Annotated in this window: 15 protein-coding genes; 8 read left to right on the forward strand and 7 right to left on the reverse strand. The window is 63.9% G+C overall.

Annotation, left to right across the window (positions count from 1 at the left end; translation table 11 throughout):
* Positions 1-4: 4 nt before the first annotated feature.
* Positions 5-556, forward strand: coding sequence for a hypothetical protein (locus tag L610_RS07785; protein ID WP_034329317.1), 552 nt, complete (start codon positions 5-7; stop codon positions 554-556).
* A gap of 33 nt (positions 557-589) precedes the next feature.
* Here L610_RS07785 and L610_RS07790 read toward each other — a convergent pair whose 3' ends face one another.
* Together L610_RS07790 and L610_RS07795 are read right to left on the reverse strand one after the other, a co-directional pair.
* Complete coding sequence (locus L610_RS07790; RefSeq protein ID WP_246658961.1) at positions 590-1,024, reverse strand: pseudoazurin; 435 nt, start codon at positions 1,022-1,024, stop codon at positions 590-592.
* A gap of 81 nt (positions 1,025-1,105) precedes the next feature.
* Positions 1,106-1,570, reverse strand: a complete 465-nt coding sequence (locus L610_RS07795) for a group III truncated hemoglobin (RefSeq protein ID WP_144704006.1) — start codon at positions 1,568-1,570, stop codon at positions 1,106-1,108.
* A gap of 229 nt (positions 1,571-1,799) precedes the next feature.
* Between L610_RS07795 and L610_RS07800 the strand changes: the two genes are divergently transcribed.
* From L610_RS07800 to hpaR, 4 genes are all read left to right on the forward strand, one after another.
* Positions 1,800-3,602 (forward strand): adenine deaminase, encoded by a 1,803-nt coding sequence (locus L610_RS07800; RefSeq protein ID WP_144704009.1) that lies wholly within the window; start codon positions 1,800-1,802, stop codon positions 3,600-3,602.
* Between the two features lie 114 nt (positions 3,603-3,716).
* Entirely contained in the window at positions 3,717-4,745 is a 1,029-nt protein-coding gene (gene deoC / locus L610_RS07805) for a deoxyribose-phosphate aldolase (RefSeq protein WP_144704012.1), read from the forward strand.
* A 14-nt stretch (positions 4,746-4,759) separates the two neighbouring features.
* Positions 4,760-7,132, forward strand: a complete 2,373-nt coding sequence (locus L610_RS07810) for an aldehyde dehydrogenase family protein (RefSeq protein WP_144704015.1) — start codon at positions 4,760-4,762, stop codon at positions 7,130-7,132.
* Between the two features lie 42 nt (positions 7,133-7,174).
* On the forward strand, positions 7,175-7,657 hold the full coding sequence (gene hpaR, locus L610_RS07815; RefSeq protein ID WP_144704018.1) for a homoprotocatechuate degradation operon regulator HpaR: 483 nt from the start codon (positions 7,175-7,177) through the stop codon (positions 7,655-7,657).
* 3 nt (positions 7,658-7,660) lie between these two features.
* Here the strand turns inward: hpaR and L610_RS07820 are convergent, their stop codons facing one another.
* Positions 7,661-8,941: a DUF445 domain-containing protein gene (locus L610_RS07820; protein WP_144704021.1), complete on the reverse strand. Its 1,281-nt coding sequence runs from the start codon at positions 8,939-8,941 to the stop codon at positions 7,661-7,663.
* 77 nt (positions 8,942-9,018) lie between these two features.
* Positions 9,019-9,564: a GNAT family N-acetyltransferase gene (locus L610_RS07825; protein ID WP_024846969.1), complete on the reverse strand. Its 546-nt coding sequence runs from the start codon at positions 9,562-9,564 to the stop codon at positions 9,019-9,021.
* Between the two features lie 234 nt (positions 9,565-9,798).
* Here L610_RS07825 and rirA point away from each other — a divergent pair, with 234 nt between their 5' ends.
* On the forward strand, positions 9,799-10,260 hold the full coding sequence (gene rirA, locus L610_RS07830) for an iron-responsive transcriptional regulator RirA (RefSeq protein ID WP_144704024.1): 462 nt from the start codon (positions 9,799-9,801) through the stop codon (positions 10,258-10,260).
* A 93-nt stretch (positions 10,261-10,353) separates the two neighbouring features.
* On the opposite strand, the gene hemP is transcribed toward rirA, so the two are convergent.
* Both hemP and L610_RS20725 read right to left on the reverse strand, forming a co-directional pair.
* Positions 10,354-10,569 (reverse strand): hemin uptake protein HemP, encoded by a 216-nt coding sequence (gene hemP, locus L610_RS07835; protein WP_024846971.1) that lies wholly within the window; start codon positions 10,567-10,569, stop codon positions 10,354-10,356.
* 58 nt (positions 10,570-10,627) lie between these two features.
* Positions 10,628-10,756, reverse strand: a complete 129-nt coding sequence (locus tag L610_RS20725) for a hypothetical protein (RefSeq protein ID WP_256366545.1) — start codon at positions 10,754-10,756, stop codon at positions 10,628-10,630.
* Here L610_RS20725 and L610_RS07840 point away from each other — a divergent pair.
* Positions 10,743-11,057: an antibiotic biosynthesis monooxygenase gene (locus tag L610_RS07840; protein WP_144704027.1), complete on the forward strand. Its 315-nt coding sequence runs from the start codon at positions 10,743-10,745 to the stop codon at positions 11,055-11,057. The genes L610_RS20725 and L610_RS07840 overlap by 14 nt on opposite strands.
* A gap of 21 nt (positions 11,058-11,078) precedes the next feature.
* Here the strand turns inward: L610_RS07840 and putA are convergent, their stop codons facing one another.
* A complete protein-coding gene (gene putA, locus L610_RS07845; RefSeq protein ID WP_144704030.1) occupies positions 11,079-14,675 on the reverse strand; it encodes a bifunctional proline dehydrogenase/L-glutamate gamma-semialdehyde dehydrogenase PutA in 3,597 nt (1,198 codons plus the stop codon).
* A 139-nt stretch (positions 14,676-14,814) separates the two neighbouring features.
* On the opposite strand from putA, the gene L610_RS07850 reads away from it, so the two are divergent.
* Positions 14,815-15,267: an Lrp/AsnC family transcriptional regulator gene (locus tag L610_RS07850; RefSeq protein WP_034329277.1), complete on the forward strand. Its 453-nt coding sequence runs from the start codon at positions 14,815-14,817 to the stop codon at positions 15,265-15,267.
* Positions 15,268-15,271: the final 4 nt, after the last annotated feature.

A 15,271-nucleotide genomic window follows, 5' to 3' on the forward strand; every position in this document is an offset into this window, starting at 1 on the left:
TCCAATGATCGCACGCAAGGCTCTGTCCGCGCTTCTGCCAGTTGCAACGGCGGCCGCGATTCTCAGCTTGCCGGCACCCGCAGAGGCGTCCGAGCAGGACAAGAAGTTCTTCAACAAGGTCGAGGGTGCCTGGTCCGGTCCGGGCGAGATCGTCGCCGGCAAGTACAAGGGCACGCGCTTCACCTGCAACTTCACCGGCATGACGGCGAAGGACAAGGTCGGCATGACGCTGGACGGCGGCTGCCGCGTCGGCCTGTTCACGCAGAAGATGTCGGCAAATGTCGAGCTCGCGGGCCGCAAGGGCTATCGCGGCACGTTCATGGATGGCGCGGTCGGTGAAGGCCTTGATGTGATCGGAGGTCAGGTCAACGGCCGCAAGGTCACCCTGACCCTCAACCGCAATCAGCTCAACGGCGCAATGCTCGCGAGCCTCCCTGATGACGATACTCTGCATGTCACCGTCTCGGTGAAGGTCGACAAGCAGATGGTTCCGGTCATCGGCATGAACCTGAAGCGCGTCGACGCTTCGGCCATCGGGGCGATTGCCGGCAAGTAACCCCGCCGGCAATCCGGATCAGCGAAAAATCGCTTACTTCACGTTCTCGAATAGCTCGGCAAACTTGGTCTTTGCCTTGCCGGCGTGCTTCACGGCCTTCGCCTTCTCCAGGTTCGTCGGCTGACCGACCTGGACCAGCATGACCATGCCCATGCCGTAGTGCGGCGTGCACTTGATGCCGTAAACGCCCTCGGCGGTCACCGTGTAGGTGTAATCCTCGTTGATCTTGCCCTTAAACGCCTCGGCGCCCTCGGGAAGCATGGTGTTGATCGACTCGACGTTATGCGACTTGTCGGTGGCAACGAAATGGATGGTGTCGCCGGGCTGCACCTGGATGAAGTCCGGCTGGAACACCATGGCGCCCTTGTCGCCCTTGTTAAGCATCAGGACCTCGTGCTCCGCAGCCATTGCCGGCGCGGCAAACGCCGTCGCAGCGGCCAGTGCGATCGCTGCCATTGCCCTGTTCATTCTCATTTCCTTTCAAGCATCATGATGTGCCGGGCATGAGCCCGCCCGGCTGGGCTTCCGGACTCGTCATTCGGGGCGGTCCTAAAGGCTGCGTTCGGTTATCGGCAAAATCCCCACCGAGTCCTGATTGCGATGGAACGCGATCGACAGCCGGAACGAGTGCGCGACGCGCAGGGCGCGCTCCATGAAGAGATCGGCGACTTCCTGCGGGCAGATCGAGCGAACGGTGTCTCGGAACAGCGCCAGCCAGCGCCGGAAGTGCGGCTCCTCGAGTTGAGGGATCGAAAGATGTGGCGSCAGCGGCCGGCCGTCATAGCGGCTGGTGCGCAGCAGCACCGACGACCAGAAGTCGCACATTTTGGCGAGGTGCACAGGCCAGGCTTCCGGTGCGATCTTCGAGTTGAAGATCGGCCCGAGCAGGTCATCGTCGCGGATCTTGTCGTAGAAACCATGCACGACGGCCCGGATCATGTCCTCGTCGAGCACCTCCGGCAGCGGCTTGCCGTCGATGACTGGCGTTCGTGAGGGTGCTGGTCGTCCCTGCATCTTGAGTCCTTTCCGGCGGCGGCAACTGTATCCGCTTTGTTGAACATGGTGATCATATTATCAGACCGCCAGTTCCCGGCTGCGCGCAAAAGCGTCGCAGTGACGTTGGGTTAGACGAGACATTCCACTGAAATGCGCTGCTCCGAGCCCCTCTTCTCATCCCGCGGCATTCCCGCCTCCGCCGCTTGTTGGTACGATCCGCGCCGATCCTAATGAAGGAATCGAACACATGGGTTCACTCACACGTTTTTCCGTCGCCCCGCTCGCGACAATGACACGCAAGCTCGCCGCAGTCGCGTCAGGTCGCGCCGAGCCTGACCTTGTCATTCGCGGTGCGCGCGTCCTGTCTACCTATTCGGAACGCATCCTGCCGGACCGCGAGGTCTGGGTTGCCGGCGGACGCATCGCCGCCGTGAAGCCGAACGGCACCTACCAGGGCGGAAGCGCCAAGCTGTACGACGCCCGCGGCGGCATCATCGCCCCGGGTCTCGTTGACCCGCACATCCACATCGAGTCGAGCATGGTCACCGCTTGCGCTTATGCGGAAGCAGCCCTGCTCAACGGCACGACCACGATCTTCTGCGACAGCCACGAGATCGGCAACGTCATGGACGTCGCCGGCGTCGAGGCGATGCTCGAGGACGCACGTCAGGCGCCGCTGTCAATCTTCCTCACAGTTCCGAGCACAGTGCCGGCGACCTCGCCCGAGCTTGAGACCGCCGGTGGCGACCTGACGGCTGAAAAGATTGGCGCGCTGTTCGACAAGTGGCCGGAAGCCCTCGCGCTCGGCGAGAAGATGGACTTCGTGCAGGTCGCGATGGGCGACGAGCGCAGCCACGCGATCCTCGCAGCCGCACTGCAGCGCGGCCGCCCGGTCTCGGGGCACGTCTACGGCCGAGAGTTCGTTTCCGCCTATGCGGCGTCAGGTGTTACCGACACGCACGAGGCGATCGACCGCGGCATCGCCGATGACCTGCTCGAAGCCGGCATCTGGCTCTTCCTGCGCGGTGGTCCTCCGACGACGCCGTGGCACAGCCTGCCGCTCGCCATCAAGACGATCACCGAGCTCGGCGCCTCGCACAAGCGCATCGCTGTCTGCACCGATGACCGCGACGCCGACGACCTGCTGATGTTCGGCCTCGATTGGGTGGTACGCGAGGCGATAGCAAACGGCATGAGCCCGGAACAGGCCTGGGCGATGGGTTCGCTCCACGGTGCCACCCGCTTCGGCGTCGAGAACGACATCGGTGGCATGGGCGGCGGTCGCCGCGCGGACCTCGTGCTGCTCGACGACGCGATGAAGCCGGTCAACACCTGGTACGGTGGCGAGCTGGTCGTTGAGGATCGCAAGATCACGCCGCTGCTCGACAAGGAATTGTCGGACCGCTACCGCTACCCGGACGCGGCCTACAAGACCGTCAAGCTGCCGGAAAAGGTCAAGCTCACTCCGGACCTGCCGGCTGGCAAGGTCACCGTCAACGCGATCCGCACCGAACTGCCGGGCATTACCCTCGGCCACGAGAAGATCACGCTCGAGCCGGCCTCCAGCTGGGCCGAGCACTTCGACCGCCACAACCTCTGCTTCGTCACGGTTGTCGAACGCCATGGCAAGTCGCAGGGCAACGTCGCCCACGGCCTGCTCAGCAACTTCAACCTGAAGCGCGGCGCGGTTGCTTCGTCGGTCGGCCATGACAGCCACAACATCATTATTGCCGGCCGCAACGAGGAGGACATGCAGGTCGCCCTCAAGGCGATCGCCGACAAGCAGGGCGGCGTCTGCGTGGTCGTTGACGGCAAGGTCACTGCGATGGTCGAGCTGCCGATCGCGGGCCTGCTCTCCGACAAGCGCGTCACCGAGGTCGCCGAAGAGGTGAAGCTGCTCAAGAAGGAATGGGAGGCCGCCGGCTGCTCCATCCCCTACATGGGCTTCAACCTCATTCCGCTCTCGGTCATTCCGGAAATCCGCATTACCGACAAGGGCCTGGTGCTGGTCCCGGAGATGGAGATCGTCCCGCTCGTCGAGACGGCCTAACCCACGAAAATGCCTTCCGGCCTCCACGGCCGGAAGGTTCCCTTCGGTTCCGTTCGGCCGGATTTCGTGCGATAGCTAGCCTCACCTTCGACACCCGAAACAACGAGGCGCGCGATGTCTGGCATCCCGTCAAAATCAGCAGGCGCGAGCGTCCATCCGCTCCCGGTCGCCGCTGCAAATCCTTCTCCTGAAATTCCGCGCAATCCCGGCGTGGCGCTCGATCTCGGCTGGCTGGAGGAAATGCGCCACGTCAATCGCTCCGCCCTTGAGCGCCGCGCCGCGACCATCACCAAGCGCCGCTCCATCAAAGGCGACAACCAGGCCGCATGGCTGCTACGCGCCACCTCGCTGATGGACCTGACGACGCTGAACAGTGACGATACGGACGATCGCGTGCGCCGGCTTTGCGCCAAGGCAATCAATCCCTTGCGCGAGGATCTTCGCAAAGGACTGGATCTCGGCGACGAACTCATCCATCCTGCCGCCGTCTGCGTCTACCACCCGTTCGTTGCCACTGCCGTGAAGGCGCTGGAAGGCTCCGGTGTGCATGTCGCCGCCGTCTCGACCGCCTTCCCGCACGGCCTTGCGCCGCTCTCTTCGCGCCTCGAAGAAATCCGCGCCTCCGTCGCCGACGGCGCCAACGAGATCGACATCGTCATCCGCCGCGGCCTTGTCCTCGGAGGCCACTGGCAGGAACTCTACGACGAAGTGCGCCAGTTCCGCGAAGCCTGCGGCGAGGCGCACCTCAAGGTCATCCTTGGTACCGGCGACCTAACCACGCTGCGCAACGTCATGCTCGCCTCGATGGTGGCGATGATGGCGGGCGCCGACTTTATCAAGACCTCGACCGGCAAGGAAAGCGTCAACGCGACGCTGCCGGTCGGGCTGGTCATGACCCGCGCCATCCGCGCCTATGAGGAGCGCACCGGCTACAAGATCGGCTTCAAGCCCGCCGGCGGCATTTCCTCCGCCAAGGCTGCGCTCGACTGGCTGATCCTCATCCGGGAGGAGCTGGGCCGCCGCTGGCTTGAACCAGACCTCTTCCGCTTCGGCGCGTCGAGCCTGCTCACCGACATCGAGCGACAGCTCGAGCATCACGTCACCGGCCGTTACTCGGCCGCTTATCGCCACGCCATGGCCTGACGGGGATTTTTTTCATGAACATTCTCGACCGCTACCACGCCATGGAATACGGCCCTGCCCCTGAAAGCCGCGCGGAAGCCGATGCGTGGCTCGCTGCTCATGATTTTTCGAAGGCGCTGTTCATCGACGGCAAGTGGCGGAAGGCATCCGGCGGCGCCACCTTCGCCACCCACGAGCCCGCAACCGGGAAGCTGCTGGCGAATGTCGCCGAGGCCAATAACGCCGACGTCGATGCGGCCGTCGCCGCTGCGCGCCGCGCCCTGCCAAAATGGCGTGCGACCTCCGGCTACCAGCGCGCGCGCATCCTCTACGCCATTGGCCGCGCCATGCAGCGCCACTCGCGGCTATTTGCGGTTCTAGAGTCGCTCGACAACGGCAAGCCGATCCGCGAAAGCCGCGACATCGACGTACCGCTAGCCATCCGCCATTTCATCCACTATGCCGGCTGGGCGCAGTCGCTGGAGAAGGAATTTCCGGGTGAGCAGGGCGTCGGCGTCTGCGGCCAGATCATTCCCTGGAATTTCCCGCTGCTGATGCTGGCGTGGAAGGTGGCGCCGGCGCTTGCCACCGGCTGCACGATTGTCCTGAAGCCGGCCGAGTTCACGCCGCTCACGTCGATCCTGTTCGCCGAGATCTGCGAGAAGGCCGGCGTGCCGCGCGGCGTGGTCAACATCGTTCAGGGCGGGCCGGAGACCGGCGCTGCCATCGTCAATCACCCCGGCATCGACAAGATCGCATTCACCGGCTCGTCCGAGGTCGGCAAGATCATCCGCAAGGCAACCGCGGGCTCCGGCAAGAAGCTGTCGCTCGAACTTGGCGGCAAGTCGGCCTTCATCGTCTTTGAGGACGCGGATCTCGACTCCGCTGTCGAGGGACTGGTCGACGGCATCTGGTTCAACCAGGGGCAGGTTTGCTGCGCCGGCTCGCGCCTCCTGGTGCAGGAAGGGATTGCCGAGGCCTTCCTCGCCCGGGTCCGCGCCCGCATGGCAAAGCTTCGACTGGGCGACCCGCTCGACAAGAACACCGACATAGGCCCGCTGGTCGACCGCACACAGCTCGACCGTGTCCGGAGCCTGATCGCCGAGGGTGAACGCCAAGGTGCGTCCTGCTGGCGGCCTGACGCTGACGTTCCGGCGAACGGCTGGTATCACCTGCCTGTGCTGGCCACCAAGGTCGCTCCTGCCAATGTGCTGGCTCAGGAGGAAGTGTTCGGCCCCGTACTAGCGGCAATGACGTTCCGCGACCATGCGGAGGCTGTGGAGCTTGCCAATAACACCCGCTACGGCCTCGCCGCCTCGGTCTGGAGCGAGAACATCAACGTGGCGCTGCATGTCGCGCCGCAGCTGAAGGCCGGTGTCGTCTGGATCAACGCCACCAACATGTTCGATGCCGCCTGCGGCTTCGGCGGTTATCGCGAAAGCGGCTTTGGCCGCGAAGGCGGCCGCGAGGGCCTGCGCGAGTATCTGGCGCCCGTCGTCAAGCCGAAGCCCGGGAGGATCGAGCCGTTCAAGCTTCCGAAGCCCCGCGAAGCGGCAGCACAAGACTTCATCGACCGCACCCCAAAACTGTTCATTGGCGGCAAGCAGGTGCGGCCCGATAGCGGCTATTCCTTCCCGGTGCCCGATCGCAAGGACAACCAGATCGGCGAGGTCGGCCTCGGCAGCCGCAAGGACATCCGCGACGCGGTGAGCGCCGCCCGAGCCGCCAAGGGTTGGGCTAGTGCCACGCCCTATAACCGCGCACAGGTTCTCTATTTCCTCGCCGAGAACCTCTCGGTCCGTGGCGAAGAGTTCGCGGCGCGCATCTCGGCACTGACGGGAGCATCCGGCAGGGTTGCGCAGGCGGAGGTTGACGCCTCGATCGAGCGGATCTTCGCCGCCGCCGGCATGGCCGACAAGTTCGAGGGCCGCGTCCACCAGCCGCCATCGCGCGCGGTGACGCTCGCGTTGCATGAACCGGTCGGCGTGCTCGGCGTCGTCGCGCCCGATCAGCAACCTTTGCTGGGGCTCGTCGCGATGATTGCCCCAGCCCTCGCCATAGGCAACGCGGTCATCGCGATTCCTTCAGCGCGGTATCCCCTGATCGCAACCGACCTCTATCAGGTGTTCGAGACGTCTGATCTTCCGGCCGGCGCGATCAACATTGTAACCGGCAAGCCGGGAGAGCTCGCGACCGTGCTGGCGAAGCACGACGACGTCGATGGACTTTGGGTCGTGGCGGATGCTGAAACCTGCCGCGTGGCCGAGGCGGAATCAGCCGGCAACCTCAAGCGCGTCTGGACCTCGCAGGGTTATGCTGTCGACTGGAATTCGGAACAGGGTTCTCTGGAGACCTTCCTTAGCAGAGCAGTCGAGGTAAAGAACGTCTGGGTCCCCTATGGCGATTGATGGCGGCTTGCCCGACCCGGCAATTTCAGCCAAATCTTTCAAATGAAGGAAAACCGAAAGCTCCCCGACGACGCCCTGCTGCCGCGCGACACGCGCCGTTCTCTGCCGATCGCATTGCTGCGCGCACGCGAAGCGGTGATGGCCCGCTTCCGCCCCGTACTGCAGTCGCAGGACGTGACGGAGCAGCAATGGCGGGTCATCCGTGTGCTGGCGGAACAGAGCCCGCTGGATGCGACGGAACTCGCCGACCGCGCCTGCATTCTTGCACCGAGTCTTACGCGCATCATCAGGTCGCTGGAGGAGCGCGGGCTGATCTTGCGCGAACGAGACCAGGGTGACGGCCGGCGCATCCTCCTCTCCCTCTCCGACAAAGGCCTGGAGATCATCTACAACGTCAGCCCCGCCAGCCGTGCTGTCTATGCCGATCTCGAAGAGCGCTACGGACGCGACCGGATCGAAGCGCTGCTCGAGATGCTCAGCGACCTCGCGGCGCTGAAGCACGAAGAGACGAAGGCCGGCGAATAGGCCTCAGCCAAAAATGAGCCGCTCGCCAATGTGAAGGCAAAGGCCCGCCAGGCCGCCGACGATCATGCCGTTGAAGCGGATGTATTGCAGGTCGCGACCGATGTTCAGCTCAATCAGCCGGGTCAGCTGGACGATGTCCCAGCCGCGCACCTGCTCGGAAATGAATGTCGCGACGCCGCTCTTCTGGCTTTCGACGAAGGCGCCAAGCGAGGTGACGAAGCCATGGTTCATTTCGGCACGCAGCTGCGGATCGTCCGCCAGGCGCTTGCCGATTTCGACCAGCATCGCCGTCAGCTGATTTCGCAGCATCGAATTGGGGCTCGCCATGTCCTGCTCGACGAAGCTGCGCAGCCCTGCCCAAAAGTGGCCTGCGAGGTCCGCGAGCTCCGGCCTCGCCAGCAGCGAGCGCTTCAGCCTTTCGGCCCGGTCGGCGTAGTCCGGCGAGACCCGAAGGTCATTCACGAACCGCTCGACAAACCGGTCGAACTCGCGCCGCATCGGATGGTCGAGGTCGTTCTGCACCTCGTCGATCAGCGCGCCGGCCGAGGCGACGATCTTCCTCAGAAGGTAAGCATCTGCCTTGAACATGTTGGCAAGGCTCGGCAATTCGGTGCGGATCTTGTCCCGCACGCTCGCCAGCGCCGCTTCGTCGTTTAGCATGCCGCCGAACACGCGAAGCAGTTCATCGAAAAGCCGCTGGTGGTGCCGGTCGGCCGTAATCGCCTTCAGCATGTCGGCAGCAAGAGGCGCCACCTGCACCTTTTCCAGTTGAGCGTAGACTCGGCCCGCGACCAGCTTGCGCAGCTGGTCATTGTGCTCGAGTGCTGCCAGCGCTTCGGGCGCAATGCGCGTGGCAAAGTTGGAAAGCGTGGCCGACCGATGCGGCGCTGAAAGCCAGTCGGCAACCATCATCGCGAAGTCCACTTCCTTCAGCTTGGCGCGCACGGCGCCAGGCGACAGGAAATTGCGCTCGATGAAACGGCCGAGATTGTCAGCGATGCGGTCCTTGTTTTCAGGAATGATCGCCGTGTGCGGCACGGGAAGCCCGAGCGGCCGCCGGAACAGCGCAACCACGGCATACCAGTCGGCGAGGCCGCCAATTGCCGCCGCCTCGGCAAAGGCCGCAACGAAGGAAAGGAACGGAAAATCATCCTGGAAAGCCCGCGCCGTGAGAAACACGATCACGCACAGGGCAAGAGACGCGGTAGCGATCGCCTTGGTGCGGTTGAGCGCCTGACGCTTGGCAAGTTCGTCGTTGCGGATCGTCGTCGAATCAGCGGCCATGTCGGTTCCTGACGGTCTGGTCACGGAACCCTATGTGGGAAGATCCGGCCGGAACGTCACCTTCCGAAGAGAAGAAATTACGCGGCGTGACGAGCAAACATGCCGGCGCCGGGGCGCGCGGGCAGCGGCGGAGCCGGCTCAAGTTCGATGATGCCGACCGTCTCGCCATCCTCGAACCGCAGCGACGCGTTGAACCGGCGCGCCAGCCGTTTCATTGCCTGGTTCTGCGGGTGAGTGGTGACGAGCAGGCGTTCGTAGCCAAAGGCACGTGCGCTCTCGATCAGGCGTTCGAACAGGAGCGCGCCAAGTCCGCGATGCTGCAGCTCACGCTCCACGCTGAACGCAATCTCGCCGGTCGGCGTCGGGTCTTCCGGACGCTCGTGCAGCTCTGCAGCGCCGAGGACCTTGCCGTCCTCGACATAGCCGATCACCAGCGCTCCGTTCTGGAAGCTGCGTTCGGCGTAGGAGATCACGAAGGCGTCGCTGGTCGGGCCGTTGAAGCGGTCGCGGCGGCTGATATCGTCGAGGCGCAGGAGGTGGTCGCGAAATTGCGGGAGTTCCGAACGGCGAAGCAGCCGGATTGTCCCTTGAAGGGGCCTCTCGACTTTTGCGGTTCCGTTCATCACTCTGTTCCCTGCTCTTGTCCTCCGCGATATTCCTCAAATCGCTCCGGAGCTGATATTGTGCAGCGCAACATAAAATTCAACCCGGATACCGTTGCGTGCGACGCATGTCTGCCTTGCGTCCGCCACTAAATCCTGAAATCCGGTGTCAGGTTTTTTGACATCGATCTAGAACTATTCTAAGTTACGATTCATTAAGGCGGAGGCGCTCTCCGTCAACTTGAAAGGCTTGCCATGCGGCTGACCCGTCAGACCAACTATGCAATCCGCCTGCTCATGTACTGCGCAGCCAATGAAGGCAGACTGAGCCGGGTTTCGGAAATCGCGGCCGCCTATTCGGTATCTGAACTGTTCCTGTTCAAGATCTTGCAGCCGCTGGTTGAGGCCAAGATCGTCGGGACTGTCCGCGGTCGCAACGGTGGTGTCCGCCTCGCCCGTCCCGCCAGTGACATCACGCTGTTCGATGTCGTGCGCGTGACGGAAGAAAACTTCGCGATGGCCGAATGCTTTGAAACCGACGCCACCGAATGCCCGCTCATCGATTCCTGCGGCCTCAACGCGGCGTTGCGCAAGGCGCTGGGTGCATTCTTCGAAGTTCTCGAGGGATATTCCATCGACGATCTCGTAAAGGCCCGCCCTTCGATGCGAGACCTGCTCGGCATTCCGGACATCACACAAGCGGTTGCCAACGCCTGAGCCTTGCCCGGGTTCCTCTGCAGCTATTCCGTTAGACAAAGCGGGCGCGAAACTGGTTTCGCGCCCGTTCTGCGATCTGGAGGGGTCAGAAGGTTACTTGTTGAGGATCAGCTTGCCCTGGCGGGTGATCTTGAGACGATACATTGCGCCGTCGTGCTCGATGCCGATCTCCTTGGTGCCGCGGAACAGATTGTCGCTGGAGACGACCCGAACAACCGATTGGACCTGGCGCTGAACGAAGCGCGGGCTTGCTTCAACGGGGGACGAACGACGGAAGGACGGATGATTCGACGGGGTGAAGCTGTTCACGGGACCGTGCCTTTCTTGCCGGTTGCTCTGTCTCGCGGCGCTGCGCCGCTGGTTCAAATTACTTGACTGAAATTATCATGTTTTTGCGCGCGCGCAATACCGGAGCTTCTTTCTCATCTTTTTCCGCGGGCCAGCCCGCACGTTTTCCGCCGTTGATATGAAAGGATGCAGCCATGTTCTTTGCCATGAACCGCTTCAAGGTCCGCACCGGAGCGGAACAGGAGTTCGAGGCCGTCTGGAAGAACCGCGATTCGCGGCTTAACGAGACGCCGGGCTTCCGCGAGTTCCGATTGCTGCGCGGGGCGGCGAACGAGAAGGAAGGCTACACGCTCTACGTCTCCCATTCGATCTGGGAGAACGAGGACGCCTTCCTCGCCTGGACGCGTTCGCAGAACTTTCGCGACTCGCACCGCCAGGCCGGCGACAAGAAGCCCCTTTATCTCGAGCCGCCGGTCTTCGAGGGCTTCAAAGTGGTGGAAGGGGCCTGAGCCCCTTCCCTGTGTTCCAGGTTATTCCCCGGCCGCCAGCAGGCTCGCATTGCCGCCCGCGGCCGTGGTGTCGACGCAAACCGCACGCTCTACCGTGTAGGCTGCGGGATCGATCACTTCGGTGAGCAGCCGCACGATTGGCCCTTCACGCGACGCCAGCGCCTGGCGCGTCGCCTTCAGCGTGGCGGTATCGGCCACCTGCGCGACCAGCTGGATGTCGAGGCCCTTCAGCGACTCGCCCGCCACGACACCATCCAGCACTTCTAGCGGCAGACCCTTGCCCGTCAGGGTGTCGAGCGCCTTGCGCGCCTCCGGCGCTACCGCCAGCGCCGCATTGCCAACCGCCAGCGCCTGGATCACCTGCGCCAGCAGCACGTCCGGGTCGGCACCAAGGCAGAGCACACGCCCGCGCGGATAGAGCCGCAGCATGTTGCCCTCGCCCGTCGGACCCGGCAGGTCAATGGGGCCCGTGTCGAGTGCCGCCGCGGCCGCTACCGCCTCGGCGCCCTTGCCACGCAAATGCCTACGGAGCACGGCGATACGGTCCTGTCGCTCGGCCCAGCCGCTCATGCTTGCATCGGGCAGATGATCCTGCAGCGTGCGCAGCGGGATTTCCACTCCTGCCGACGCAGGCCCCGCCGGCACCGCCTTTTGCTTGCGGAAGCGGCGCAGATAGTGCGGCCCGCCAGCTTTCGGACCGGTGCCGGAAAGCCCCTCGCCTCCAAACGGCTGGGAACCCACCACAGCGCCGATCTGGTTGCGATTGACATAGATGTTGCCGGCGTGGATGCCATCAACGATGTGCTGGACGCGCGCGTCGATGCGCGTGTGAAGCCCGAAGGTCAGCCCGTAACCCTTTGCATTAATGTCGCAAATTACCTCATTGAGTCTGTCGGCTTCGAAGGCCGCAACATGCAGGACCGGGCCAAACATCTCGCGTTCGAGTTCGGCGATGCCGCTGACGCGGAAAATGTGCGGCGGAACGAGCCGCCCGCCCTCGTTGGTGTCGAGCTTCGCGATCAGCCGGCCCGCGCCTTCCATCTTGCGGCAGTAGGCGAGCAGCGCATCGCGCGCCTCATCGTCGATCACCGGGCCGACGTCGGTGGAAAGCTTCCACGGATCGCCAAGCTTCAGCGCCGCCATCGCCCCCTTCAGCATTTCGATTACCTTCGTCTCGACATCCTTCTGGACGTAGAGAATGCGCAGCGCCGAGCAGCGCTGGCCGGCGCTCTGGAAAGCTGAAGCCAGGATGTCGCGCACCGCCTGCTCTGGCAAAGCGGTCGAGTCGACGATCATGGCGTTGAGGCCGCCGGTTTCGGCAATCAGCATCGCGTCCGGTGCGGCGGTCTGCGCCAGCTGGCGCTCAATGATGCGCGCGACCTCGGTCGACCCGGTGAAGCAGACGCCGGAAATGCGCGGATCCGCCGTCAGCGGCGCACCGACCGACGGGCCATCACCCGGCAGCAAATGCAGTACCTCCTGCGGCACGCCTGCCTCATGCAGCAGCGCCACCGCGCGTTCGGCAATCAGCGGCGTCTGCTCGGCGGGCTTAGCCACCACCGCATTCCCGGTGACGAGTGCAGCTGCGATCTGGCCGGTGAAGATCGCGAGCGGGAAATTCCAGGGCGATATGCAGGCAATCACGCCGCGCGCCTCGGTGCCCGCTTCGTACCTTGCGGCCTCGTTTGCGTAGTAGCGGAGGAAGTCGACAGCCTCTCGCACTTCGGCCACCGCGTCCGCCAGCGTCTTGCCGGCCTCGCGGCCACACAGGGCAAAGAACTCCGCCGCATTCTCCTCATAGAGGTCGGCAGCCCAGCGCAGAATGTCGGCGCGCTCCGCCGCACTGCGTGCAGCCCAGGCGGGCTGGGCCTCATGCGCTGCGCCGACTGCCTCCTCCACGGCCTCGGCGTCTGCTTCAAAGACTTCACCGACGATGTCATCCGGGTTGGCGGGATTGACGATGGTGCGCGCGGACCTGCCCCTCCCCGCGGTCCAGCGATGCGGGTCGGCGAACGAGCTGCGCTTCGCCTCGATCGCGGCCAGCGTCGTCGTGTCGGTCAGGTCGAAGCCCTTCGAATTCACCCGTCCAGCGCCAAAGAGGTCGCGCGCGCGCGGGATCGCGGGATTGGTCGCAGGGCCATCGGCAATTGCAACGAATGGATCCTGCGCGATCGTCTCCGGCGCCACCGACTTGTCGACGATTTGGTGTACGAAAGAGGAATTGGCGCCGTTCTCCAGCAAACGGCGCACGAGATAGGCGAGCAGATCAGAGTGCGCGCCGACCGGCGCGTAGATGCGGCAACGCGTACCTTCTGCCTGACGAACGACCTCGTGAAGCGCTTCACCCATCCCGTGCAAGCGCTGGAATTCAAAAGTATTCTTGTCAGACGCCATCGACAGGATGGCGGATACGGTGTGCGCATTGTGGGTCGCAAATTGCGGATAGATGCGATCGGTCATGCCGAGCAGCTTGCGCGCATTGGCGATGTAGGAGACATCCGTGTTCCGCTTGCGCGTGAATACCGGGTAGCTCTCCAGCCCCATGACCTGCGCGCGCTTGATCTCGGTGTCCCAGTAGGCGCCCTTGACGAGGCGGACCATGATGCGACGGTCCAGCTTCTGCGCCAGCGCATAGAGCCAGTCGATGACCTGGCTCGCGCGCAGGCCATAGGCCTGGACGACGACGCCAAAACCGTCCCAGCCGGCCAGCGCCGGGTTGGTCAGCACCCGCTCGATGACGTCCAGCGAGAGATCGAGGCGATCCGCCTCCTCCGCGTCAATGTTGAGGCCCATGCGCGCCTCGCGCGCAGCAACGCACAGCGACAGCAGCCGGTCGGCAAGGACGGGCAGCATCGTTTCCTTCTGCGCCACCTCGTAGCGCGGGTGCAGCGCCGAGAGCTTCACCGAGATGCCGTGGTTGCGTGCGATGTCCGGCGCGGTAGCTCCGGGCTTCAGGGCCGCGATGGCATCCGCATAGGCGCGGTGATAGCGCAGCGCATCGGATTCCGTGCGCGCCGCCTCGCCCAGCATGTCGAACGAGTAGGTATAACCCTTGCGGGAAAACTCCTTGCCGCGCTGAACCGCCTCGTCGATCGTGCGGCCGAGGACAAATTGCTCGCCCATCTCGCGCATAACTGCGGAGACCGCCTTGCGGATCACCGGCTCGCCCAGCCGTCGCACCATCGCGCGTAGCGTGCCTTCAATACCGCCCTGGTCCTCTTCCAGCACCTTGCCGGTCAGCATCAGCGCCCAGGTCGAAGCATTGACGAAGATCGAAGCCGACGAGCCGGAGCGTACCGACCAGTCATGCGGCGCGATCTTGTCGCGGATCAGGTCGTCGATCGTGTCGGCATCCGGCACGCGAAGCAGTGCTTCCGCCATGCACATCAGCGCCACACCCTCGCGCGTCGACAGGCCGTACTCGGCGAGAAAAACCTCCATCAGCTCCGGCTTGGTCTGGTTGCGAACCGCCCGCACCAGCTCGGCACCGCGGCGCGAGATCGCTGCGCGTTCCTCGGCGGTCAGATTCGCCTGCGCAACCAGCCGCGCTAGCACTTCGGCCTCGTCGGCCAGGTAGTTGTCGCGGATGCGGTAACGGATGTGGTCGAGTGGTGACATTTCAGCCCCTGGCGTTGCTTGTGCGAGACGCGCCAATTTACCACGAGGCTGCGCATCGGCTTTCCTGTTCAGCTCGACACCGCAGGTCGATCGATCTATTCAGATCACCAATAGATGGGCACGTGAACCAGGTATTCCCATGGCTGAAGACCAGTTGGATCGTATCGACCGCAACATCCTGGCCGCACTTTCTGCAAACGGCCGGCTTTCCGCGGCCGAGCTCGGCGCGAAGGTGGGATTGTCAAAGACTCCAGTACAGGCGCGCGTGAAGCGACTCGAGCGCGAGGGCTACATTCGCGGCTATGCGGCAATCGTCGACCGCGAGCGGATGGGCGAGGGCCACGTCGCCTTCGTGCAGGTGAAGCTGTCAGACACGCGCTCGGCAGCGCTCGATGCGTTCAACAAGGCGGTGCTGACGATTCCCGAAGTCGAGCAATGCCACATGATTGCGTCGAGCTTCGACTACCTGCTCAAGGTGCGCACCAAGGACATCGCCGCCTACCGCCGCGTCCTTGGCGAGCGGATCTCGGCGCTGCCGCATGTGGCGCAAACGTCGACCTATGTCGCGATGGAGACGGTGAAGGATCACTAGCGGC

It is taken from the genome of Aminobacter sp. J44 (genome assembly GCF_007829415.1).
Lineage (GTDB): Bacteria > Pseudomonadota > Alphaproteobacteria > Rhizobiales > Rhizobiaceae > Aerobium.